This is a genomic window from uncultured Demequina sp., from assembly GCF_913055775.1.
Lineage (GTDB): Bacteria > Actinomycetota > Actinomycetes > Actinomycetales > Demequinaceae > Demequina.
In genome coordinates this window covers 1-23,748 of the sequence record NZ_CAJXJX010000031.1, presented here as the reverse complement: position 1 = coordinate 23,748, position 23,748 = coordinate 1, and the positions used below count along the sequence as shown (strand labels likewise).

Here is a 23,748-nt window from a genome sequence, read left to right as displayed (position 1 = left end):
CACCCGCGCACGGTGCTGGCAGCGACGGGCGCCGTCGACGGCGACGCCGCACGGACCTTCGAGTCCGAGATCGCCTGGCGCGAGTTCCACGCGGACACCCTGTGGCACGAGCCCCAGGCGCGGCGCGAGTCGCTGTCGACCGTCCTGCCCGCCGATGCGTGGGTCACCGGCCGCGAGAGCGACGCACTCTTCATGGCGTGGCGCGACGGCCGCACCGGTTTCCCGCTGGTCGATGCCGGCATGCGCCAACTCGTCGCGACCGGGTGGATGCACAACCGCGTCCGCATGGTGGTCGCGAGCTTCCTCGTCAAGGATCTGCGGCTCCCGTGGCAGCGCGGCGCTGATCACTTCCGGCGCACGCTGCTCGACTACGACCACGCCCAGAACCAGCTCAACTGGCAGTGGGTCGCGGGCACCGGTCGCGATGCCGCGCCGTTCTTCCGGATCTTCAACCCCCAGGCGCAGGCCGAACGCCACGACCCGCACCGGCGCTACGTCGAGCGCTGGATCCCGGAGCTGGACACACCCGACTATCCGGACCCGATCCTGGACCATAAGACGGCCCGAGAAGAGACACTCGCACTCCATCGCCGCGCACGTGACACCAGGTAGCGGTACCGTCGGTCCCATGACGAGTGACGACGTCGAGCGGTGGATGGGCCACTACGACAACCCCATGAAGGACGTCGTGCAGCGCATCCGCCAGATCATCCTCGCCTCGGACGACCGCATCGAGGAATGCATCAAGTGGCAGACGCCGACGTTCACGTACAAGGGCAACCTCGCCAGCTTCTTCCCCAAGTCGACCCATCACGCGACGCTGATGTTCCACCAGGGCGCGCTCATCCCGGGCCACTTCCCGCACCTCGAGGGCGGCGGCAAGGAGGGTCGCGCGATGAAGATCGTGTCGATCGCCGAGGCCGAGGAGCGCCGCGACGAGCTCAACGCCATCATCCAGGCGTGGATCGCCTGGAAGGACGCAGCCGGCGCCTAGGCCGGAAACGCGCCCATCGCGACGAAGTTCACGGGGTCGTCGCCATGGCGCACGGCCTCGACCTGGCGCTTCACGAGCGCGACGTAGCGCTTGTCGGTCAGCAGCGCGAAGCCCGCGACGTGCGGCGTGACGATGCAGCCGGGGGCGCTCCAGAGCGCGTGCCCGTCCGGCAGCGGCTCCGGGTCCGTGACATCGAGCGCGGCGCGGAGGCGGCCGGACTCGAGCTCGGGCAGGAGGGCATCCGTGTCGACGATTCCGCCGCGGCCCACGTTCACCACGAGCGCGTCGTCGGGCAGCGCCGCGAGGAAATCGGTGTTGACCATGCGCTCGGTCTGCTCGGTGAGCGGCGTCACGAGAAACACGATCTCGGCGTCGGGCAGGAGCCGCGGCAGGTCCCCCATCGCGTGCACCTGGGTGCCATCGGGCGCGGTGCGCGCGGATCTCGCCACCCCGGTCACGCCTGCCTCGTGCGCCCGGAGCCGCGACCCGATCGCCGCGCCGATGGACCCGTAACCCACCACAAGGCAGCGTCGGTCGGCGAGCGACGGGCAATACGGGTCGGACTCCCAGGTCTCACGCTGCTGCGCCTCGAAGAACTGCGGCAGCTTGCGCTGGCTCGCGAGCGCGAGGGCGATCGCCATCTCGGCGGTGCGCGAGTCGTGGACGCCTCGCGCGTTCGCCAGCTTCTTGCCCGCCGGCACGAACGGCACCGCATGCTCGTAGCCCGCGGACGGGATCTGGATGACGCGCAGGTCGGGGCACTCGGCGAGGCGCCCGTAGACGGTGCGGCCGCCGCTCAGGTGCGGGATGCAGGCGATGGTGATCCGCTCGCGCTCGTCCGCCGGCACGTCCTCCTTGCTGGGGTCCCACACGATGACGCGAGCATCGTCTCCCAGGTCTCCCAGCGCATCGGCGATCTTGGGGTGCGGCACGGCGACGGTGATCATGCGGCCAGTCTGCCAGCCCGCGCCACCCCCTCCCCCCTTCCGCGACATGGATCCCTTGGGCTCGTCTAGGGCCCTAGAGAAGCGAAAGGGATCCATGTCGCGGGGAGGGAGGGCCGATGCGCGGGCGCGCTCGGAGATTCGCGCGAAGGTTTCGCGCGGATGAGTATGCGGGATTCGGCATAATCGCGTATACGTTGTGAGATGCACCCCAATTCGAACCCGTTCAACCCCGGCGCGGGCACCCCGCCGCACACGCTCGCGGGCCGAGAGAGCGAGATCGCGGCGATCACCACGGCGATCGAGCGCTCGGAGCTGGGCCGCGGCGCCAATGGGATTGTGCTTCACGGGCTGCGCGGCACCGGCAAGACCGTGCTCCTGGGGCGCTTCTGCGAGGTCGCCTCCGAGCGCGGCTGGATCGCGCTGCGCATCGAGGCCGCCGCGTCCACGAGCGCGAGCTTCGCCGAGCAGCTGGTCACCCGACTCACGCCGCACATGCTCCGCCTGGACCGCCCCAAGGCCGGCGAGCGCGTGCGCCGCGCGCTGGGTGCGTTCAAGTCGTTCAGCGTCTCGGTGGGGCTCCAGGACGTGTCAGCGGGCATCGAGGTCGAGCCGCGTCACCTCCTCAACTACGGCACCTCGATCGAGCACTCGCTCCCCGACATGCTGCGCACGCTTGCCGAGGCGCAGGCCGAGGACGGCAAGGGGGTCCTGGTCGCCGTCGACGAGATGCACGACCTGTCGCGGGCGGACCTGCGCGCCCTGCTCGCGGTGGGCCAGGAGGCCAACTCATCGCAGGCGCCGTTGCTGCTGTGCGGAGCGGGGCTCCCTGCGCTGCCCCGCCTGCTGTCCGAGGCGCGCACCTACGCCGAGCGGTTCTTCGAGTTCCGCGCCGTGACCTGGCTGGACCGCACGGACGCGCGCCGCGCCCTTGTCGAGCCGGTCGAGGCGATGGGCGAGATCTGGACGGAGGCAGGACTCGACGTCACCCTGGCTGCCGCGGGCGGCTACCCCTACTTCCTCCAGCACTTCGGTCGCGCCGCCTGGAACGTCGCGGCCTTCTCCCCCATCGACGCCGCGGACGCCAACCTCGCGCGCTCGATCGGCTTCGCGGAGCTCGACCAGGGCTTCTTCCACATCCGCTGGGAGCGCGCGACGCCAGCGGAGCGGTCCTACCTGCGCGCCATGGCCATCGACGGCGACGGCCCGTCGCGCTCGGGCGACGTGGCGGACAGGCTCGGCAAGCCGGCGTCCGCGTTGAGCGCCATCCGCACACGGCTGATCGACAAGGGCATCATCTACGCGCCCGTGCGCGGCAGGATCGCGTTCACCGTGCCGGGGATGGCGACCTTCATCCGCCGGCGTGACGAGGCCCAGGAATGAGGGGCCAGGTTCCTCCAGGAGCCGGTGCGACGCGAAAGTGAGAGGTCAGGTTCCTACGGGGCGGGGAGCGTGAAGCGCCAGCCCAGGGCCAGGCGCTCGTCGACCACCCGCAGCACCGCCTTCACTGTGGCAGCGCGATCGCTCGGACCGTCGTGCGCGAGCACCATCGAGCCGGGCGTCATGACCGTGCGCAGGCGCTCCGCGAGGACCTCGGCGTCCTGAACCTCCCAGTCGCCGATGTGATTGACCACGCCGAGCGGACGCATCCCCAAGTCGAGGGCCACCTGCTCCGTCACGCCCCACGATCCGTTGGGCGCACGCCAGTACGGCACCGGTACCTCCGCGCCCGCAGCGTCGCGGATGATGCGCAGGTTCTCCGCGAGGTCCGCCCGCACGCGCTCGGCGCCCCAGTCACCCATGTCGTCGAAGCCCGTCGAGTGGTTGGCCAGCACGTGGCCATCCGCGACCATGCGCCTCAGCAGATCATTGCCACCCGGGCGCTGGATCTGACCGCCGACGACGCAGAAGACGGCGCGGATCCCGCGCTCGGCGAGGCCGTCGAGCAGCGCCTCGGTGTCGTCGCCGGCTGGACCGTCGTCGAACGTCAGGGCGCACACGTCGCCGGCGCCCGCTGCCGCCGTGACCTGCTCGATGGGGTCCCCGGGCCGGCCCGAGGCCATCAGTCTGCCGATGCGGTGGCGAGGTCTCCCGCGGCGCTCGCTGGGCGCAGCTCGAGAGGCGGCTCGCCGGTGGACGCGCGGACGACGAGCTCTGTCGCCATGCGCACGTGATGCTCGCGCTCGACCCCGGCGATGAGGTCCAGCAGCATGCGCATGGCCTCCGCCCCCATCTCCTGGAGGGGCTGGCGCACGGTCGTGAGCGCCGGCTTGGCGAGAGTGGCGTCGGGAACGTCGTCGAATCCGACCACGGACAGGTCCTCGGGCACCGAGAGCCCCAACTCCTGGGCGACCTCCATGGCGCGAATCGCCGTGACGTCGTTCGCCGCGAAGATCGCGGTCGGGCGATCGTCCCGCAGGAGCAGCTCGCGCGCCACCTCCGCCGCGCGGTCCGGCTGGTAGCGCGTCTCGCGCAGGAAGCCGGACTCGATCGGGATGCCCGCCTCCGCCATCGCGTTGCGGAAGCCCGCCTCGCGCAGGTGCGCGGAGTCCAGCTCGGAACGCCCGCCCAGGAACGCGATCCGGGTGTGCCCCAAGGAGATCAGGTGCTCCGTCGCACGCTCGGCCCCGGTGAAACTGTCCGCGTCGATCGTGGGCAGTCGGTTGGGTCCGTAGTGAGGGTCGACGGCGACCACCGGCACCACCGTGCGAGCGTCGAGGACGGTAGGCGTGACCAGGACGGCACCGGCGATGAGGGTGCCTCCCAAGCGGGCCAGCGACCGCCGCTCCCACCCGTGGGTGTCGCCACCGGAGTGCGCGAGCAGTTCATAGCCGGAACTCTCGGCGACCGAGGCCGCCCCCTTGATCATCTCGGCGCTGAAGGGCTCGAAGCTCGCGACCAGAATTCCCAGCATGTTGGTCTGCGGCATGCGCAGGCTCGAGGCGCTGAGGTTGCCGGCGTAGCCGAGCTCCTCGATCACGCCCTGAACGAGCTCGACGGTCTCCTTGGCGACGCCGTAGCGCCCGTTCACCACCTTCGAGACAGTGGCGACTGAGACGCCGGCCTTCGCCGCGACGTCCGCCATCTTGACGCGCGGGGCCGGTTCCATGTGACAGATGGTACAGGTTCGCCCCTCTGTGACGAAAACGTTATCGAAAACGTTTGACAACTTTCCTGAGCCGCTGACAGACTGCCGAATGTTCAGCTGGTCAACGAGGACTGAAAGGAACTGACATGGCGAACATGCGTCGTGCGGGTGCCGTAATGGCATTCGCAACTTCAGCTGCACTCCTGCTTGCAGCGTGCAGCAGCGACGGTGGCGACACCGAGCCCGAGGGCTCCGACTCCCCGGATACCGAGGAGACAGAAGAGAGCATGGAGCCCGTGACCCTCACCTGGTGGCACAACGCCACCGCCGGTGACAACGGGCAGAACGACCTGGGCGACTACTGGCAGTCCGTTGCGGACGCCTTCACCGCGGAGAACCCGCACGTCACCATCGAGATCGAGCAGATCCAGAACGAGGACCTGCAGCGCACGCGTATCCCGCTCGCACTGCAGTCCGGCGATGCGCCGGACCTGTTCCAGGCATGGGGCGGCGGCGAGCTCGCGACTCAGGTGCAGTCGGGCTACCTGATGGACCTGACCGACGTCCTCGCGGACGACATCTCCCGCCTGGGCGGCGGTGTCGCTCCCTGGCAGTACGAGGGCAGCACCTACGGTCTTCCGTTCCAGTTCGGCGTGGAGGGCATCTGGTACCGCGAGTCCCTGTTCGAGGAGGCCGGCATCACCGAGGAGCCCTCGACGATGGCCGAGCTCAACGACGCGGTCGCAGCGCTCAAGGACGCGGGCATCGAGCCCATCGCCGTGGGTGCCGCGGACGGCTGGCCCGCCGCGCACTGGTGGTACAACTTCGCGCTGCGTTCGTGCCCGCAGGACGTCATCTCGACGGCCGGCACCACGTTCGACTTCTCGGACCAGTGCTGGGTCGACGCCGGCGAGCAGCTCGAGGAGCTCATCGGCACCGAGCCCTTCAACTCCGGCTACATCTCGACGGTCGCGCAGACCGGCGCCACCTCGTCCGCGGGCCTCGTGGCCACCGGCGAGGCCGCGATGGAGCTCATGGGCCACTGGAACGTCTTCGTGTACGAGGGCTTCACCGATGGCACCGACGAGGGCATCCAGGCCCTGCACGACGACCTCGGCTGGTTCCCGATGCCGGCGACCGAGGGTGGCGCGGGTGACCCGACCGCCGCACTCGGTGGTGGTGACGGATTCGCCTGCTACGTCGACGCTCCGCCGGAGTGCGCCGAGTTCCTGGCCTTCATCGTGAGCGATGAGAACCAGGCCGGCGCCGCCGAGGCCGCTGGCATCCTCCCGGTGGCGCCCGCCGCCGCGGACTCCGTGACCAACCCCGTGCTGGTCGAGCTGTCGCAGGTGGCCGGAAACGCCGCCTACGTGCAGCTGTGGCTCGACACCTCCTTCGGCACCAACGTCGGTGGCGCGATGAATGACGGCATCGTCAACATCTTCGCCGGCACCGGAAATGCCCAGGACGTGGTCGACCTCATGACCGCCGCGGCCCTCACCCAGTAACAACCCCGTCCCCCCCGAAACAAGAAAGCGAGGCTCCCTGGTGACTGCACTGGAGGCCTCGGGTACGGGCAAGGGCCCCGCCGCCGACGTCATTGCGCCGGCGGCGGGGTCGCACCCTGTCACCCCTGCCACGAGCAACTCCCGCCGCGACAACCGTCGCAAGTGGATCGAGATCGCGATCTTCGTCGGTCCCGCCCTGATCGTCTTCCTCACCTTCGTGGTGTTCCCCATGGTGATGGCGGCGCGCTACAGCCTGTACAAGTGGGACTCCCGCCAGCCGTTCGAGCTGGCCGAGTTCATCGGGTTCGACAACTACACCCGCGCCCTGATCGGCGGCACTGACCCCGAGACTCAGGAGATCTTCTGGAAGGCCTATGCCGAGCCCTTCTGGAACGCCGTGGGCAACAATTTCCAGATCATCGCTCTGTCGATGCTCATCCAGCTGCCGGTCGCGATGATCGTGGCGCTGGTGCTCAACCGCAGGTTCCGCGGCCGCTCTGGCGTCCGCCTCATCATCTTCGCGCCGTATGTGCTCGCGGAGGTCACCGCAGGACTCATGTGGATGATGCTCCTCGACCCGCGCGGGCCCATCACCACGATGGTGCAGAGCATCGGGCTGCCCGTGCCATCACAAGGCTGGCTCGAGGATCCGACGTGGGGATTCTGGACCTTCTTCTTCATCGTCTCGTGGAAGTACATCGGCCTGGCGATCATCCTGTTCCTCGCGGGCCTGGCAGGGGTGCCGCAGGAGCTGCAGGAGGCCGCGTCGATCGACGGCGCGAGCTGGTGGCAGGTGCAGTGGCGGATCAACATCCCGCTCATCGGCCCCACCGTCCGCGTGTGGGCGTTCCTGTCGATCATCGGCTCGATCCAACTGTTCGACATGGCGTGGGTGCTGAACAAGGGCGGATCCACCGGTCAGTACTCGACCATCGCGACCCTCATGGTGGACATCGGCACGCAGCGCAACGACGGCGGCTACGCCTCGGCGCTCGCGATCATCATGTTCATCTTCTCGATGACCGCAGCGCTCATCTACATGGGACTGATCATGCGTCGCGACAACACCTCGAGTCCCACCGGCAAGTCCAAGATCAAGAAGGGGGTCTGAGCCATGGCCACCTCCACCATTCCCGAGACCCGGACGCGCCGGCGCTCGTCCAAGGCCAGGACCCAGCTCACCGGCGACTCCTCGATCTACGTGACGATCTTCGTCGCGCTGGTCGCCGTGGGTCTGACGCTCGGCCCTCTCATCTACCTCGCACTGGGCGGCTTCCGCTCCAACGCGCAGATCGCGGCCGACCCCAACGCCCTCCCCGACCCGTGGGTGTGGCAGAACTACTGGAACATCCTGAGCAACGGCACGTTCTGGCGATTCACGTTCAACTCACTGGTCGTGGCCGGCGCCACCACCATCGGCGTCGTCGCCCTGGGCACCATGGCGGCCTACCCGCTCGCTCGCTACCGCTTCCGCGGTCGCGAGGGCATCTTCGTGGTCTTCACCGCGGGCCTGATGTTCCCGCTGACCGTCGCGATCTTCCCGCTGTTCCTGCTGCTGCAGGACCTGGGCTGGGTGGGCGGCTACTGGGGGCTCATCGTGCCGCAGGTGGCGTTCGCGCTGCCCGTCACGGTGATCATCATGCGTCCGTTCCTGCAGGCCCTGCCCGATGAGCTCGAGGAGGCGTCGTTCATGGATGGCCTCACCCGCGTGGGCTTCTTCTTCCGCATGATCCTGCCGCTGGCGAAGCCGGGCATGGTCACGGTCGGCGTGCTCGCGTTCCTGGGCTCGTGGAACGGCTACCTGCTGCCGCTGGTCATCCTGACCGGTCGCGACGCTCCCACGACCCTGCCCCTCGGCGTGACCCAGTTCCAGGGCCAGAACGCCTCCGACTTCGCCGGCATCATGGCGTACACGTTCCTGGCGATGATCCCCGCCCTCGTGTTCTTCCTGATGATGGAGCGTCGCATCGTCGACGGCCTGTCGGGCGCAGTGAAGGGCTAGGGCCGATGCTCGACGACAGCCTCAGCCCCCGCGTCAGGGCGCTGGTCGAATCGCTCTCCCTCGATGAGAAGCTCGCGCAGATCGTGGGCTTCTGGGAGGGCGAGGAGGGCGACTCGGTCGCGCCCCTGCAGGGAGAACAGAACCACACCGGCAAGCTCGACGACGCCATCCGTCACGGCCTGGGGCACCTCACGCGTGTCTACGGCACCAACCCGGTCGACCCCGACGAACGCGCGGCCTACCTGTGGGGCCGCCAGCGATCGCTGGTGACGGGAACGCGGCCGGGCATCCCGGCGCTCGTGCACGAGGAGTGCCTCACCGGCCTGTCGGCGTGGAAGGCCGCCACCTTCCCCGCTCCCCCGTCGTGGGGCGCGTCGTTCGACGACGACCTCGTCCGCGAGATGGGCCAGCGCATCGGCGACTCGATGCATGCGCTGGGCATCCATCAGGGTCTCGCGCCCGTGCTGGACGTGGTGCGCGACCCGCGCTGGGGTCGTGTCGAGGAGTGCATCGCCGAGGACCCGTACCTGGTCGGCTCGATCGGAACGGCGTACGTCCAGGGCCTGCAGTCGCGGGGCGTGGACGCCACGCTCAAGCACTTCGTCGGCTACTCGGCCTCGCAGTCCGGCCGCAACTTCGGCCCCGTGCACGCGGGCGAGCGCGAGCTGCGCGACGTCCTCATGGTGCCGTTCGAGATGGCCGTGATCGACGGCAACGTCCACTCGGTCATGCACTCGTACGCGGAGATCGACGGGGTTCCCGTCGCCGCGAATGAGCGGCTCCTGACGGACGTCCTCCGGGGCGAGTGGGGCTTCGACGGCACGGTGGTCGCCGACTACTTCGGCGTCGCGTTCCTGCAGATCCTGCACGACGTCGCCGAGAGCCTGGGCGACGCCGCGGCACAGGCGCTCGCCGCGGGCGTCGACATCGAACTGCCCACGGGCGACGCCTACCTGGCTCCGCTCACGGCGGCCATCGAGGCCGGCGAGGTCGACATCGCACTGGTGGATCGCGCCGTGGGCCGCGCCCTCGCGCAGAAGGAGCGCCACGGCCTGCTCGACGCGACCTTCGAGTCGGAGCCGCCCACCGGAGTCGACCTCGACTCCCCCGCGCACCGCGATGTGGCGCGGCGCCTGGCCGAGGAGTCGGTCGTGCTGGTCGGGAACGACGGCACGCTGCCGCTCGCGACCGGCGACGATGCCCGGCTCGCCGTGATCGGCCCCAACGCGGACCGCTTCGGCGCGCTGTTCGGGTGCTACTCGTTCGCCAATCACGTGCTCGTCAACCGCCCGGGCGTCGACCTGGGCTTCGCGGCACCGACCGTCCTCGAAGCGCTTCGCGACGAGTTCGCTGGCACTGTCACCGCCGCGCGTGGGTGCGCGGTCGATGACGACGACCGCTCGGGCTTCGCCGAGGCCGTCGCGGCAGCCGCCGCGGCGGACACCGCCGTGCTCGTGCTGGGAGACCACGCCGGCCTGTTCGGACGCGGAACCTCGGGCGAGGGCTGCGACCGCGACGACCTCGAGCTGCCGGGAGTGCAGCGCGAACTGGTCGAGGCCGTGCTCGCGACCGGGACTCCCGTGGTGCTCGTGCTCATGACCGGGCGTCCGTACGCCATCTCGTGGGCGATCGAGCGCTGCGCGGCCGTGGTCCAGTCGTTCTTCCCCGGCGAGGAGGGCGCAGGCGCGATCGCCGGCGTGCTGTCCGGGCGCGTCAACCCGTCAGGAAAGCTGCCGATCACGATCCCACGGTCCTCGGGGGCGCAGCCGTACACCTACCTGCACCCGCGACTCGGAGGCAACGGCGACGTCACCAACCTGTCGTCGACGCCGGCCGCGCCATTTGGCCACGGCCTGTCGTACACGACCTTCGAGCACAGCGGAATCTCCTCCCACGACGTGGCGACCGATGGCTCGGTGGCGGTGTCCGTCACCGTGCGCAACACCGGAGATCGCGATGGCGACGAGGTCGTGCAGCTGTACGCGCGTGACGTCGTCGGCTCGGTGACCCGCCCCATGGCGCAGCTGATCGGCTACCGGCGCGTGCACCTCGCGGCCGGCGAGGGCGCCATCGTGGACTTCACCGTCCCCACCACCAGGCTCGCGTTCACCGACCGCCACTACCGCCGCGTGGTCGAGCCGGGCGCGATCCAGCTGTGGACCGGGACCCCCGCCGACCGCCTCACCGAGACCGAGATCGCCCTCACCGGCGACGTCCACCCCGTCACCGCCGAGTCGTCGCGCATCACGACGAGCGCTGTGCACGCGGCGGACGCCCCCGCGACGGTCTGAGGTGGTCGCGACCCACGCCGCCGTGCCCGGCACCCCTTCGCGGGACGTCGGGCCGGCGGCGCGGGCCGCAGACCCGTACGACCACCGGCGCGGAACGGCGACGGTCGCCCTCGCGATGCCTGATGGCACTGCGGCGGCCGATGCGGTCGTCACCATCGAGCAGACGCGGCACGCCTTCGGGTTCGGCAACATCGGCTTCGACCTGATCGCTCTCGCCAATGGCGAGAGCCACGACGCTCCCAGCGTCTTCGGCGGCGCCTCCGCCGCATCGGCCCCTGCTCTCGCGGAGCACTACCTCGAGCTCTACAACGCCACCACCCTGCCGTTCTACTGGCGCGGGTTCGAGCCCCGGCGCGGCCAGCCCCAGACGGCGCGACTGCGGAACGCCGCCGAGTGGTTCGTCGCGCGCGGCGTGACCGTGAAGGGCCATCCGCTGCTGTGGCACACCCTCGCACCCGAGTGGCTGCTCGACGTGGACAACGCGCGAGCCGAGGAGATCATGCGCGCGCGCATCGCGCGAGAGACGCGGGACTTCGCCGGGACCGTCGACCTGTGGGACGCGATCAACGAGGCCGTGATCCTTCCCGTGTTCGCCGCCGAGCGCAACGCCGTCACCCGCCTCGCCCGGACCAAGGGTCGCGTCGAGATGGTACGGATGGCATTCGAGAGCGCGCGCGAGGGCAACCCGGGAGCGCGACTGGTGCTCAACGACTTCGACCTCTCCGCGGACTACGAGCGCCTCATCGAGGAGTGCCTCGAGGCGGGAATCGCGATCGACGCCATCGGTGTCCAGACCCACATGCATCAGGGCTTCCGCGGCGAGGACCAGATCACCGAGATCCTCGATCGCTTCGGGCGCTTCGGGCTGCCGCTGCAGATGACGGAGACCACGCTCGTCTCCGGCCACCTCATGCCACCGGACATCGTCGATCTCAACGACTACCACGTGGAATCGTGGCCGTCGACGCCTGACGGCGAGGAGCGGCAGGCGGACGAGATGGTGCGCCACTACCGAGCCATCGTCGCGCACCCCGCCGTCGAGTCGCTCACGTACTGGGGGCTCACGGACGAGGGATCGTGGCTCGGCGCGCCGGCGGGGCTGCTGCGCGCCGATGGCTCGTGCAAGCCGTCCTACGACGCGCTGCGCGCGCTCATCAAGGGCGAGTGGTGGTCCGAGGCCACGGAGGTCAGAACGGACGCGAACGGACGCGTGACCGTCACCGGCTTCGCAGGCGACTACCGCATCGGCCTCGCCGACCTCCACGCGACCGTCACCCTCGACCGGGGAGGCACGGACACCCTCCGTGCCGTGCTCGAGTAGCGAGCAGTCATGGCCGCCGAACGACAACGGAGTCGCTCACCGCGCGTCACGATCGCCCAGATCGCCGCCACTGCCGGTGTGTCCAGCCCCACCGTCTCGAAGGTGCTCAACGGACGCGCGGGCGTATCCGACGAGACGCGTCGCGCAGTCCAGGCGCTGCTCGACGAGCACGGATATGAGCGCCGCGGCACCGCGCTGCGCCAGCGCGTCGGGCTCATCGACCTCGTCCTGCGCGACCTCGATCCCATCTGGTCCATGCCCTTGCTGCTGGGCGCGGAGGAGGAGGCGCGTCGCGTGGGCGCGTCGATCGTGCTGACCTCGACCCACGGGCGCCGCGCCGGGTCCCGGCACTGGATCCAGCACCTCGCGAGCCGCCGCACCGACGCTGTGGTGCTGGTGGTGTCCGAGCTCGCCCCGACCGCCGTCGACGAGCTCCGCCGCCTGCACACCCCGGTGGTGCTCGTCGACCCGGTCGGCAGCGCGCCCACGGACATGCCGGCGGTCGCCGCCGCGAACCGTGCCGGCGGCCGCATGGCGACCGAGCACCTCGTGCGCCTGGGCCACCGGCGCATCGGCATCGTCACGGGCCCGCACGGCGTCATGTGTGCCGAGGACCGGCTCGCGGGATACCTCGACGTGCTGCGCCGCCACGGCCTCGAGCTCGATCCTCGGCTGCAGCACTACGGTGACTTCATGCCGGGCTCCGGTCTCGCGGCGGCGCGGCGGATGCTGGCCCTCCAGGATCGCCCCACCGCGATCTTCGCCGGCACCGACCAGACCGCGAGCGGCGTCTACCAGGCAGCGCGCGAACGCGGGCTGCGCGTCCCCCAGGACCTCTCCGTCGTGGGGTTCGACGACGTGATCCTGTCCGAGTGGCTCTCCCCCGGGCTCACGACGGTGAAGCAGCCGCTCGAGGAGATGGCCCGCACCGCGATCCGCACGGCCGCGACGCTCGCGTACGAGGGTGTGGCCCCCGCGCCACGCATCGAGCTGCCCACGTCGCTCACGGTGCGCGGCTCGACGGCGGCGCCCCGCGCGGCAGCGGCCTGAGTCGCGGCTCCGCGCCCCGGCTCCGCCCCTGAGCACCCTCGCCGACCGCGACAGTGTGAACCAATCTCGGCAGGACACGCCGGGCCGCACGGGCCGATGCGCGGGTCACCTCGGGGTGTCGGCTCCCGGTGGGGTTCAGACTGTCGGAGGCGACATCGCAGGGCGCCGCGCGGCTGCGCGGCGTATCGTCATTTCCAGGGTCCACGGTGACCTCGAAGGCGGTGCTGCGCGTGGACATCACCCTCATCCTCGAGGCGATCGTCGTGCTGGGCGCCATCGTCCTGGGCACCCGGTCGAGCGGTGCCGGGGTGGGCGTGTGGGGCGGCGTGGGCGTCTTCGTGCTCGTGTTCGTGTTCGGCGAGGCCCCGGGCGAGCCGCCCGTGGCGGCGATCGGCATCATCCTGGGCGTTGTCACCGCTGCGGCGCTCATGCAGGCGGCCGGGGGGATCGACTGGATGGTCGCGATGGCGGCGAAGGTCATCGAGAAGCGGCCCCGACAGATCACCACCATCGCACCACTCACGGCCTTCGCGTTCTGCGCCGGGGCTGGCACGGGCAACATCGTCTATCCCCTGCTGCCCGTGATCTACGACGTCAGCTACCGCAACGGGATCCGGCCCTCACGGCCGCTCACGGTGACTGTGGTGCAATCCGGCATCGCGCTCGCCGCCTCCCCCGTGTCCGCGGCGATGGCGGCGATGCTGACGCTCACCGATGTCGCTCCGTACGACCTGGGGCTCGCGCAGATCCTCGCCATCACGATCCCCGCATGCGTGATCGGCATCGTGGTGACGGCGCTGGTGATGAACCGGGTGGGCAAGGAGCTCGCCGACGATCCCGAGGTGCAGGCGCGTATCGCGTCCGGGGCGCTCGCCGCGCCGCAGGTGGGGAGCGAGGCAGCATCGGCCTCGCTCACCTACACCGCGCGTGGCCGCAACTCTGCGCTAGTCTTTCTCTTCGGCGTGCTCGCGATCGTCGCGTTCGGGCTCTTCCCCGATCTTCGCCCGTCCTTCACCGTCGGCGGCGAGCTCACCCAGGTCGACATGACGTCGACGATTATCCTCGTGATGTTCGTGGCGGGAGCCCTGATCATCGCGATCGGCCGGCCCCAGGTGGGCGAGGTCCCATCGCAGTCCGTGTTCAAGGCCGGCATGATCTCCGCGATCGCGCTGTTCGGCATCGCGTGGCTCACGGCCACCTTCATCTCCGCGCACGAGGAGGTGATCGTCTCCACGGTCGGCAGTTGGGTCGACTCGTTCACCTTCGTCTTTGCGATCGCGGTGTTCCTGGTCGCGGCCATGACGACCAGCCAGTCGACCGCGACCAGGACGATCGTGCCCATCGGGCTCGCCGCAGGCCTTCCCGCCGGCGTCGCGACAGGCATGTGGGCCGGTGCGCTCGGCGGCGTCTACACGCTGCCCGCCAACGGCCCCCAGATCGCCGCCGCCAACTTCGACCAGACCGGCACCACGAAGCTGGGCACCAAGCTGCTCGACCACAGCTTCTTCCTGCCGATGCTGATCATGTCGGTGACCACCGTGATCGTGGGCGCCGCGATCGGCGCGTTCTTCTAGCCTGGACACCTGACCTCTCCCGCCGCCGCCAGGCCGCACCCGAAAGGCAAGCCATGACTGCATCGTCCCTCCCCCAGAAGGTCACCGGGCTCATGCCTGGCGTCATCGCGGATCTCGAGGACCTCATCGCCATCCCGTCGATCGCTTTTCCCGCCTATCCGGAGGAGCCGGTGCATGAGATGGCGGTGCGAACACTGGAGCTACTGCAGGATGCTGGCGTCGAGGACGCGCGGCTGATGGACGTGCCGTGGGGCTACCCGCCCATCTATGGCGAGATTCCCGGCCCGTCCGGCTCCCCCACGGTGGTGCTCTACGCGCACTACGACGTGCAGCCCGCGCCCGAGTCGCAGGGCTGGTCCACTGCGCCGTTCACGCCCACGCACCGGGACGGACGGCTCTTCGGCCGCGGCGCCGCGGACGACAAGGGCGGACTCGCCACGCACCTGGGGACGCTGCGGGCGTTCGACGGAAAGCCGCCGTGCACCGTGCGGATCATCGTCGAGGGGATGGAGGAGACCGAGTCCAACCTCGAGGAGTTCGTCGAGGCGCACCCGGAGCTGTTCGAGTGCGACATGTTCGTCATCTGCGACATGGGCAATCTCCGCGTGGGCGAGCCCGTGGTCACGACCGCGCTGCGCGGCGACGTGTCCTGCATCGTGACGGTGTCGACGCTGGACCACCCGCTGCATTCGGGCGTCTTCGGCGGCGCTGCGCCGGACGCGATGATGGCCCTCGCCCGGCTGCTCTCGTCTCTCGTGGACGATGCGGGGGACGTGGCCATTGAAGGCGTCACCGGCGGTTCGTGGTCTGGCGCGACGCAGTCGGAGGAGGAGTTCCTCGCCGGGGCGGAGCTGCTGCCCGGGGTGTCTCTGATCGGGACCGGCACCGTGGCCGACCGACTGTGGGCGAAGCCCTCGATCAACGCGATCGGCATCGACACGACCTCGGTCTCCGGCTCGTCGAACGTGATCCTGCCGACGGCGCGCGCGAAGATCTCGATGCGCATCGTCCCTGGCACCTCACCCGATGCCGAGTTGGACGCGCTGGTCGCCCATCTCGAAACGCACGCGCCGTGGGGCGCCCAGGTATCCGTCGAGCGGGTCAAGGCGGCACCGGCCTTCCACGTGCCCACGGGCGGGCCGGGAGACGTCGCCGCGCGCGCTGCGCTGGTTGAGGCCTTCGGATCCGAGCCGTCTGAAGTGGGCTCGGGCGGCTCGATCCCGCTGCTGCAAACGCTGCACGAGGCGTGCCCTTCCGCGGAGTTCGTGCTGTGGGGACCAGAGGACATGGATCAGGCGCGCATCCACGCCTCCGACGAGTCCGTGGACCCGGAGGAGATCGAGCGCATGGTGCTCGCGCAGGCGCTGCTCCTGGAGAAGCTCAGCGCGCGCGGTTGACGCGCGCACGGCGTCAGATCAGGCGAGGGCCTTCGACTTGAGGACCTCGAACTCCGCCTGTGTGATCGCGCCGGCGTCGAGGAGCTCCTTGGCCTTGGCGACCTGGCCCACGGGGTCGGGCAACGCGCTGGCCTGGAGCCCCGCCATGTACTGGGCGTGGATGTCCTCCTCCGGCACGGCGGCGGAACGCACCGAGGTCCGCTCCGCCATGCCCTGGCCCCGAGCGATGATGTAGACGATCGCCGCCAGCCACGGGATGAAGATCAGGAAGATGACCCACCCGGCCTTGCCCCAGCCACTCAGCGATCGGTCGCTGAAGAGGTCCCACACGCAGCGGAACCAGATCACCACGGCGGTGATCCAGACGAAGATCCATAGCGTCCACCAGAAGACGTCCCAGAACGTGTCCACGTCCACTCCTCTACGCGTCGTACCTGCACGGACAGCGCGATTGCGGTCCTGCTTCCCAGCATGGCCCTGTGCAGCGCCGCGTGCCACCGGAGGGTGGGGCTCTCGACGACCGCCAACGCGCGAGGGCTCCCGTCCCGAAGCGGAACAGGGGCCCAAGGCTCAGCGGCGGGCTGGGACTACCCCTCGACCCCCGCGCGCTGCAGGATGATCTCGCGCACGCGACCGGCGTCGGCCTGGCCTCGCGTCGCCTTCATGACCGCGCCAACGATCGCACCCGCCGCCTGGACCTTGCCGTCCTGGATCTTGGCGAGCACGTCGGGCTGGGCCGCGAGCGCCTCGTCAACCGCAGCTTCGAGTGCGGAGTCGTCGGACACGACCTCGAGCCCACGACTCTCGACCACCTCACGCGGCGATCCCTCGCCGGCGAGCACGCCCTCGAGCGCCTGGCGCGCGAGCTTGTCGTTGATGGTGCCGGCGTCGACCAGCCCCTGGAGCTCAGCGACCTGGGCGGGCGTGACGGGGAGCGAGGCCAGCGCGACCTCGCGGTCGTTCGCGGTGCGGGCCAGCTCGCCCATCCACCACTTGCGCGCCGCCTGGGGAGCCGCGCCAGCGGCCACCGTGTCCGCGATGAGGGACAGCGCATCGGCGTTCACCGCGTCGCGAATGTCGGTGTCGCTGAAGCCCCACTCCTCCTTGAGCCGCGCCCGCATCTTGGCGGGGTGCTCAGGAATGGTGCCGCGCAGCTCCTCGACCCACGCGCGGCTGGGCTCGACGGGCAGCAGGTCGGGCTCCGGGAAGTAGCGGTAGTCCTCCGCCTCCTCCTTCGAGCGTCCGGGCGTGGTCGAGCCGGTGTCCTCGTGCCAGTGGCGCGTCTCCTGGATGACCGGCTGACCGGCCAGCAGCAGCCCGGCCTGGCGCGCGGCCTCGTGGTGGATCGCCCGCTCGATGGCGCGCAGCGAGTTCACGTTCTTGGTCTCGGAGCGCTTGCCGAAGGGCACATCGTCCTGCGACTCGCCCGCGACGGCGCGCGGCCGCAGCGACAGGTTCACGTCCGCGCGCACCGAGCCCTGCTCCATGCGGCCGTCGGAGATCCCGAGCGCCTTGACAATGTCGCGGATGGTCGCGACGTAGGCCCGGGCCACCTCCGCGGTGCGGGCGCCCATGCCGGTAATGGGCTTGGTGACGATCTCGACCAGCGGCACGCCACCGCGGTTGTAGTCCACGAGCGAGTAGTCCGCGCCCTGGATACCGCCGGTGCCACCCTTGTGGGTGTTCTTGCCGGCGTCCTCCTCCATGTGCGCGCGCTCGATGCCCACCGTGACGACCTCGCCGTCGTCGAGCACCACGTCGAGGCTGCCCTCGAAGCATGTGGGCTCGTCATACTGCGAGATCTGGTAGTCCTTCGCGAGGTCCGGGTAGAAGTAGTTCTTCCTGGCGAAGCGGCTGGACTCGCGGATCGAGCACCCGAGCGACAGCCCCAGCCGGATCGCCGACTCGACGGCCTTCTGGTTGGTCACCGGCATCGACCCGGGCAGTCCCAGACACACCGGGCACACCTGGGTGTTGGGCTCGGCGCCGAACTCGTTGGCGCACCCGCAGAACATCTTGGTCGCAGTGTTGAGCTCGACGTGGACCTCGATGCCGAACACCGGGTCGAACTGCTCCATCGCCTGCTCGTACGTCATCGTGGTCACGGGGCCACCTCCAACTCGGGGGCCTGCGCAGCCAACGCGCCACCCCAGTCGTCGTGCAGGGCCTTCTCGAGGGCCGCGCCGATGCGGTACAGCCTGGCGTCCTCGTGCGCCGGGGCGAGGATCTGGAAGCCCACGGGCAGACCGTCCTCGGGCGCGATGCCGCTGGGCAGCGACATGCCGGGAATGCCCGCGAGGTTGGCGGGGATGGTCGCGACGTCGTTGAGGTACATCGCGAGAGGGTCGTCGATGCGCTCGCCGATCTTGAACGGCGTGGTGGGCGTGGTGGGGCTCACCAGCACGTCGGCCTGCTCGAACGCGGCGGCGAAGTCGCGCTGGATCAGCGTGCGCACCTTCTGCGCCGAGCCGTAGTACGCGTCGTAGTAGCCGGCGGACAGGGCGTACGTGCCGAGGATGATGCGGCGCTTGACCTCGTCGCCGAAGCCCTCCGCGCGAGTGGCGCCCATGGTCTTCTCAACCGTGCTCTTCTCGACCCGCAGGCCAAAGCGCACGGAGTCGAACTTCGCGAGGTTGCTCGACGCCTCCGACGGCAGGATCAAGTAGTACGCCGCAAGCGCGTAGTCGAACGACGGGCACGAGACCTCGACCACCTCGGCACCCAGAGCCTTGAGCTTCTCGAGACCCTCCTCGAAGCGCTGCTCGACGCCGGCCTGGTAGCCGTCGCCCGAGAGCTCCTTGATGACGCCGACGCGCACGCCGGCGAGGTCTCCCTCGCGCCCCTGGCGGGCGGCGTCCACGCACGAGGGCACGGGCTCGTCGAGGCTGGTGGCGTCCATCGGGTCGTGGCCGCCCATGACCTCGTGGAGGTAGGCCGCGTCCTCGACCGTGCGCGCGCACGGGCCCAACTGGTCGAGGGACGATGCGAGGGCGATCGCGCCGTAGCGGGACACCCCTCCGTAGGTGGGCTTCACGCCCACCGTGCCGGTGACCGACGCGGGCTGGCGGATCGATCCACCCGTGTCCGAGCCGATCGCGAGCGGCGCCTCCCACGCGGCGAGGCTCGCGGACGAGCCGCCGCCAGAGCCTCCAGGGATGCGCTCGAGGTCCCACGGGTTGCGAGTGGGGCCGTATCCGGAGTGCTCGGTGGACGAACCCATCGCGAACTCGTCCATGTTGGTCTTGCCGAGGATGGGCATGCGGTTCTCGCGAATCTTGCGCGTCACCGTCGCGTCGTAGGGCGGCTCCCAGCCCTCGAGGATGCGCGAACCCGCCGTCGTGGGCATGCCCTGGGTGACCAGGACATCCTTGACGGCGATCGGCACGCCTGCCAGCGGAGGGAGCTCTTCGCCTGCGGCGCGGGCCTCGTCGACCTCGCGCGCGGTGGCCAGCGCCCCCTCAGCGTTGACGTGAAGGAACGCGTGGACGTCGCCGTCGACCGCGGCGATGCGGTCCAGGTGCGCCTGGGTGAGCTCGACGGACGTCACCTCGCCCGCCTTCATCGCTGCGGCCATCTGCGCGGCCGTGGCACGGGTCCAGTCTCGTGCGGCGCCCATCAGGCCTCCTCCCCCAGGATCTGCGGCACGCGGAAGCGGCCGTCCTCGGCCTCGGGCGCTCCCGACAGCGCGGCGTCCTGCGACAGCGACGGCCGCACCTCGTCGGGCCGGTGCACGTTGCTCATGGGGATCGGGTGGCTGGTCGCCGGGACGTCCTCGCCCGCGACCTCCTGCACCTTGGCTACAGAGTCCACGATCGCGTTGAGCTGGCCGCCCAGGCGGTCGAGATCCTCGTCGGTCATGTCGATGCGGGCCAGCGCCGCAAGGCGCGCCACGTCAGCACGTTCAAGGGAAGACATGGGCAGAAGTCTAGTGGCGCTGGAGGGTCGCCGGGGCGCGCCGGTCGCCCGATGCGGGAGGGGCTCAGGGCTCCCAGGCGTAGCCGATGAGGTGGATCGCAGTGCCCGCCTGCTCCGCCCGCTCGGCCTCGGCCCGCGACAACTTGGTGATGGTGCCGTCCGCGTTGTCGATCACGGTCCAGTCGAGGTCCTCGCGGCGCGCGAATCCCATGCGCTCGTATAACCGGTGGGCGACGTGCATCGACTCCATGGTCGACAGGACCACGCGCTGCGCCCCGCGCTCGACGGCCAGGTCCATCGCGCGGCGGGTGAGCTTGCGCCCGATTCCTCGCCCGCGCTCCAACGGCGACACCGCGAGCATGCGCAGCTCGTACTCGTCATCCTTCGCGAGCTCGACGAGGCTCGACCCCGGGGGCACCAGAGTGACGGTGCCGACCACCGACCCCTCGCCGTCGACGCCGTCGAGCATGGCGAGCAGATCCGCATCGGCAGCGCGCGCGTGGGCGTCCTTCAGTTGGGGGATGTAGGGGTGGGCCTGGTCGACGAGTCCGTCGGCGAGATACGCCAACGCGGTCAGCTGGCCGATCTCCGTGAGCCTGCTCGACTCGTTCGGATCGACACTGCGGATGGTCTCGGCCACGGCTCTCCTTCGGTCATCCTCAGCAAGCGTGGTTCCACTGTAGCCCGGGCGGCACGGAGCGTGCCTCGACCGGGTCAGCCGTCGGCGGCGCCGTCCGCGACGGCACCGGGGCCCTGGGCGAGGAGCCGCTCGAACGCCGCCTCGTCGAGCATCGGCACCCCCAGTGACTCTGCCTTCGCCGCCTTCGACCCTGCGTTGGCGCCGACGACCACGAAGTCCGTGTTCTTGGACACGGACGACGCGGCCTTGCCGCCGCGCGAGATGATCGCCTCCTTCACCGAGTCTCTCGTGAAGCCCTCGAGCGATCCCGTCGCGACCACGGTGAGACCCTCGAGGGTCCGCTCGATCGACGCGTCCCGCTCGTCCGCCATGCGCACGCCGGCGGCCGCCCACCGGTCGACGATCTCGACGTGCCAGTCCACCTCGAACCACTGCCTCACCGACTCGGCGATGACCGGGCCCACACCCTCGACCGCGGCGAGATCCTCTTCGGAAGCTGCTCGAACCGCGTCCATCGACTCGAAGGCCGTCGCGAGCGCGCGCGACGCCGTGGGCCCCACGTGCCTGATCGACAGCGACACGATCACGCGCCACAGCGGCTGTTCGCGCGCAGCAGCGAGGTTGTCGAGCATCCGCAGCCCATTGGTCGAGACGTCGCCCGCCTTGCGCTCGATGCCGTCCTTCTTGGAGTCCGACTCGAGGGTGAAGAGCGGAACGCGCCGCAGGTCCTGCTCGGTGAGCTCGAACAGCCCCGCCTCGTTGACCAGCACGCCGGATTCGACCAGCGCGGCGGCGGCCTTCTCCCCCAGCACCTCGACGTCGAGCGCACCCCGGGAGCCGATGAACGCGATGCGGTCGACGATCTGCGCCGGGCAGGCCTGTGCGTTGGGGCAGCGCAGGTCCTTGTCGCCCTCCTTCTGCTCGGCGAGAGCGGTTCCGCACGATGGGCACGCCGTTGGCATCTCCCATTCGCGCTCCGCGCCGGTACGAGCCGCGACGACGGGGCCGACGATCTCGGGGATGACGTCTCCCGCCTTGCGGAGCACCACCGTGTCGCCGATCAGGACGCCCTTGCGCTTGACCTCATGCTTGTTGTGCAGCGTGGCGAACGTGACCGTCGAGCCCGCGACCGTGACGGGCGTCATCACGCCGTACGGCGTCACCCGTCCGGTGCGACCCACATCCACGCGAATGTCCTCGAGCGTGGTGTGCACCTCTTCGGGCGGGAACTTGTACGCGATCGCCCACCGCGGCGCGCGCGACGTGCTTCCCAGCTCCGCCTGCACGGCGCGATCATCGACCTTGAGCACCACGCCGTCGATCTCGTGCACCAGGTCGTGCCGGCGCGCCTCGAGATCCTTGAGGTACCCCTCGATGGGGCCGATGCCCCGCAGCGCCTGTGCGAACGCGCTCACGGGCATCCCCCATTCGGCGAGCACGGCGTAGATCCCCGACTGGGTGCCGATCGAGGGGTGCGGCTCCGCATCGCCCCACTCGAGAGCCCCCAGCGCGTAGGTGGTGACGTCGAGAGGGCGCTGCGCGGTGACCTCGGGGTCCTTCTGCCGCAGGGAGCCGGCCGCGGTGTTGCGGGGATTCGCGTACGGCGCCTTGCCCTCCTCCAGCAGCGCTTCGTTCAGCCGCTCGAACGCCTCGATGGGGAGGAAGACCTCTCCGCGGATCTCGACGACTGCGGGCACGTGGTCGCCGCCCAGAGAGCGCGGGATCGACGGGATGGTCAGCACGTTCGCGGTGACGTCCTCGCCCGTGGTGCCATCGCCGCGCGTCACCCCGCGCACCAACGTGCCGTCCTCGTAGGTCAGGGAGATGGACAGCCCGTCGATCTTGGGTTCGCACACGATCGGGTGATCGCCCGCCTCGCGCCCGATCCGCGCCAGCCAGGCCTCGATCTCCTCGATGCTGAAGGCGTTGTCGAGACTCATCATCCGCTCGCGATGCTGGACCGACGCGAACCCGGTCTCGCCCCGCGCGGAGCCCACGACCTGCGTGGGAGAGTCAGGCTCGACGAGCTCGGGGTGCTCGGCCTCCAGGTCCTTGAGCTCCCGCTCGAGGGCGTCGTACTCGGCATCCGAGATGGTGGGTGCGTCCTCGCCGTAGTAGCGCGCGCGGTGCTCCTCGACCCGTTGCACCAGGTCCTGGTGACGGGCTCGCGGATCGGCCTGCTGCGACGGGGTTGCGGAAGTCTCGCTCACCCCCCTATCTCACCACGTGCCTGTGACATTGCCCGCGCCGTGCCGCATCGTCCCAGTACCCAGCCCGACGCTCGCATCGGCCCTGCACAGACCACTATCCTTGACCGATGCGAGTCGCCCGCCCCCTCCTCGGCCTCGCCGGCCTCACAGTCCTCGCCGGCTGCTCGCTGCTGCCCTCGGACGCGGCGCCCACCGTGACCGCGGTCGCGACCGTCACCGCGACCCCGGGCGCGGAGCCCGCGCCCACCGTCACCGTGTTCCAGGCCCCGCCCGAGGACGACGCGTACGCGCGCCCCCTGTGGCTGGGGACGCAGCCTCTCGAGCTGCGAGAGGACGGCCTGGGCGTCGCCGCTGACACGCCTGAGGAGCTCGAGGACCGCCAGCTCGAGCCGCGCGCCTGGCTTCCGGACCCGGAGGGACAGGAGTGGTTCGCCCGCATTGAGATGGACGTGCCCGAGGACGTCGCCGCCCGCTCGTCGTGGGACCCCAACTGCCCGGTGCACATCGACGACCTCGCCTACATCCAGATGCCGTACTGGGGATTCGACGGTCAGGTGCACACGGGCGAGATGATCGCCCACGACGATCACATCGAGGAGGTCGCGACGGCGTTCGAGCGCATCTTCGCGGCGCAGTTCCCGATCGAGGAGATGCGGGTCATCTCGACCGCGGAGCGCGACGCCCCCACGACCGGCGACCACAACATCACCTCGGCCTTCACGTGCCGGCTCGTGGTGGGCGCCGCGACGGTCTGGTCGCAGCACGCCTACGGGATGGCCGTCGACATCAACCCGTTCCCCAACCCGCACATCAA

General features: G+C 70.1%; 21 protein-coding genes. 12 read left to right on the top strand and 9 right to left on the bottom strand.

Annotation, left to right across the window (positions count from 1 at the left end):
* Both QZ483_RS04785 and QZ483_RS04780 read left to right on the top strand, forming a co-directional pair.
* A partial coding sequence (locus QZ483_RS04785) for an FAD-binding domain-containing protein (RefSeq protein ID WP_297081846.1) occupies window positions 1-612 on the top strand: 612 nt, incomplete at its 5' end.
* A 16-nt stretch (window positions 613-628) separates the two neighbouring features.
* The gene (locus tag QZ483_RS04780) at window positions 629-994 is read left to right on the top strand and encodes a DUF1801 domain-containing protein (RefSeq protein ID WP_297081845.1); all 366 of its coding nucleotides are present in this window, start codon (window positions 629-631) and stop codon (window positions 992-994) included.
* Here QZ483_RS04780 and QZ483_RS04775 read toward each other — a convergent pair.
* Window positions 991-1,941 (bottom strand): 2-hydroxyacid dehydrogenase, encoded by a 951-nt coding sequence (locus QZ483_RS04775; RefSeq protein WP_297081844.1) that lies wholly within the window; start codon window positions 1,939-1,941, stop codon window positions 991-993. The genes QZ483_RS04780 and QZ483_RS04775 overlap by 4 nt on opposite strands.
* Window positions 1,942-2,142: 201 nt before the next feature.
* On the opposite strand from QZ483_RS04775, the gene QZ483_RS04770 reads away from it, so the two are divergent.
* Window positions 2,143-3,321, top strand: a complete 1,179-nt coding sequence (locus QZ483_RS04770; protein WP_297081843.1) for an AAA family ATPase — start codon at window positions 2,143-2,145, stop codon at window positions 3,319-3,321.
* A gap of 53 nt (window positions 3,322-3,374) precedes the next feature.
* On the opposite strand, the gene QZ483_RS04765 is transcribed toward QZ483_RS04770, so the two are convergent.
* Together QZ483_RS04765 and QZ483_RS04760 are read right to left on the bottom strand one after the other, a co-directional pair.
* Window positions 3,375-4,001: a polysaccharide deacetylase family protein gene (locus QZ483_RS04765; RefSeq protein WP_297081842.1), complete on the bottom strand. Its 627-nt coding sequence runs from the start codon at window positions 3,999-4,001 to the stop codon at window positions 3,375-3,377.
* Window positions 4,001-5,047, bottom strand: coding sequence for a LacI family DNA-binding transcriptional regulator (locus QZ483_RS04760; protein WP_297081841.1), 1,047 nt, complete (start codon window positions 5,045-5,047; stop codon window positions 4,001-4,003). Before QZ483_RS04760 ends, QZ483_RS04765 begins: the two co-directional genes overlap by 1 nt.
* Before the next feature lie 155 nt (window positions 5,048-5,202).
* On the opposite strand from QZ483_RS04760, the gene QZ483_RS04755 reads away from it, so the two are divergent.
* The 8 genes from QZ483_RS04755 to QZ483_RS04720 all read left to right on the top strand — a co-directional run bounded on the left by QZ483_RS04755 (window position 5,203) and on the right by QZ483_RS04720 (window position 16,169).
* The gene (locus QZ483_RS04755; protein ID WP_297081840.1) at window positions 5,203-6,534 is read left to right on the top strand and encodes an ABC transporter substrate-binding protein; all 1,332 of its coding nucleotides are present in this window, start codon (window positions 5,203-5,205) and stop codon (window positions 6,532-6,534) included.
* 40 nt (window positions 6,535-6,574) lie between these two features.
* Window positions 6,575-7,645, top strand: a complete 1,071-nt coding sequence (locus QZ483_RS04750; protein ID WP_297081839.1) for a carbohydrate ABC transporter permease — start codon at window positions 6,575-6,577, stop codon at window positions 7,643-7,645.
* Between the two features lie 3 nt (window positions 7,646-7,648).
* The gene (locus QZ483_RS04745; protein WP_297081838.1) at window positions 7,649-8,536 is read left to right on the top strand and encodes a carbohydrate ABC transporter permease; all 888 of its coding nucleotides are present in this window, start codon (window positions 7,649-7,651) and stop codon (window positions 8,534-8,536) included.
* A 5-nt stretch (window positions 8,537-8,541) separates the two neighbouring features.
* Window positions 8,542-10,827 (top strand): glycoside hydrolase family 3 N-terminal domain-containing protein, encoded by a 2,286-nt coding sequence (locus tag QZ483_RS04740; protein WP_297081837.1) that lies wholly within the window; start codon window positions 8,542-8,544, stop codon window positions 10,825-10,827.
* Between the two features lie 115 nt (window positions 10,828-10,942).
* Window positions 10,943-12,148, top strand: coding sequence for an endo-1,4-beta-xylanase (locus QZ483_RS04735; protein WP_297081848.1), 1,206 nt, complete (start codon window positions 10,943-10,945; stop codon window positions 12,146-12,148).
* 9 nt (window positions 12,149-12,157) lie between these two features.
* Window positions 12,158-13,198, top strand: coding sequence for a LacI family DNA-binding transcriptional regulator (locus QZ483_RS04730; RefSeq protein ID WP_297081836.1), 1,041 nt, complete (start codon window positions 12,158-12,160; stop codon window positions 13,196-13,198).
* Between the two features lie 206 nt (window positions 13,199-13,404).
* On the top strand, window positions 13,405-14,772 hold the full coding sequence (locus QZ483_RS04725) for an anaerobic C4-dicarboxylate transporter family protein (RefSeq protein WP_297081835.1): 1,368 nt from the start codon (window positions 13,405-13,407) through the stop codon (window positions 14,770-14,772).
* 53 nt (window positions 14,773-14,825) lie between these two features.
* Window positions 14,826-16,169 carry a M20/M25/M40 family metallo-hydrolase gene (locus tag QZ483_RS04720; RefSeq protein WP_297081834.1) on the top strand — a complete coding sequence of 448 codons (1,344 nt, stop codon included), beginning with the start codon at window positions 14,826-14,828 and terminating at the stop codon, window positions 16,167-16,169.
* Window positions 16,170-16,187: 18 nt separating this feature from the next.
* On the opposite strand, the gene QZ483_RS04715 is transcribed toward QZ483_RS04720, so the two are convergent.
* From QZ483_RS04715 to ligA, 6 genes are all read right to left on the bottom strand, one after another.
* Window positions 16,188-16,580 (bottom strand): SHOCT domain-containing protein, encoded by a 393-nt coding sequence (locus QZ483_RS04715; protein ID WP_297081833.1) that lies wholly within the window; start codon window positions 16,578-16,580, stop codon window positions 16,188-16,190.
* A 176-nt stretch (window positions 16,581-16,756) separates the two neighbouring features.
* Window positions 16,757-18,265: an Asp-tRNA(Asn)/Glu-tRNA(Gln) amidotransferase subunit GatB gene (gene gatB, locus QZ483_RS04710; RefSeq protein WP_297081847.1), complete on the bottom strand. Its 1,509-nt coding sequence runs from the start codon at window positions 18,263-18,265 to the stop codon at window positions 16,757-16,759.
* A gap of 5 nt (window positions 18,266-18,270) precedes the next feature.
* Window positions 18,271-19,785, bottom strand: a complete 1,515-nt coding sequence (gene gatA / locus QZ483_RS04705; protein WP_297081832.1) for an Asp-tRNA(Asn)/Glu-tRNA(Gln) amidotransferase subunit GatA — start codon at window positions 19,783-19,785, stop codon at window positions 18,271-18,273.
* The gene (gatC, locus tag QZ483_RS04700; RefSeq protein ID WP_297081831.1) at window positions 19,785-20,084 is read right to left on the bottom strand and encodes an Asp-tRNA(Asn)/Glu-tRNA(Gln) amidotransferase subunit GatC; all 300 of its coding nucleotides are present in this window, start codon (window positions 20,082-20,084) and stop codon (window positions 19,785-19,787) included. Before gatC ends, gatA begins: the two co-directional genes overlap by 1 nt.
* A 64-nt stretch (window positions 20,085-20,148) precedes the next feature.
* A complete protein-coding gene (locus QZ483_RS04695) occupies window positions 20,149-20,724 on the bottom strand; it encodes an N-acetyltransferase (RefSeq protein ID WP_297081830.1) in 576 nt (191 codons plus the stop codon).
* Between the two features lie 74 nt (window positions 20,725-20,798).
* Window positions 20,799-22,934 carry an NAD-dependent DNA ligase LigA gene (ligA, locus tag QZ483_RS04690; RefSeq protein WP_297081829.1) on the bottom strand — a complete coding sequence of 712 codons (2,136 nt, stop codon included), beginning with the start codon at window positions 22,932-22,934 and terminating at the stop codon, window positions 20,799-20,801.
* A gap of 107 nt (window positions 22,935-23,041) precedes the next feature.
* Here ligA and QZ483_RS04685 point away from each other — a divergent pair.
* On the top strand, window positions 23,042-23,748 hold a 707-nt coding region (locus tag QZ483_RS04685), incomplete at its 3' end, for a M15 family metallopeptidase (protein WP_297081828.1).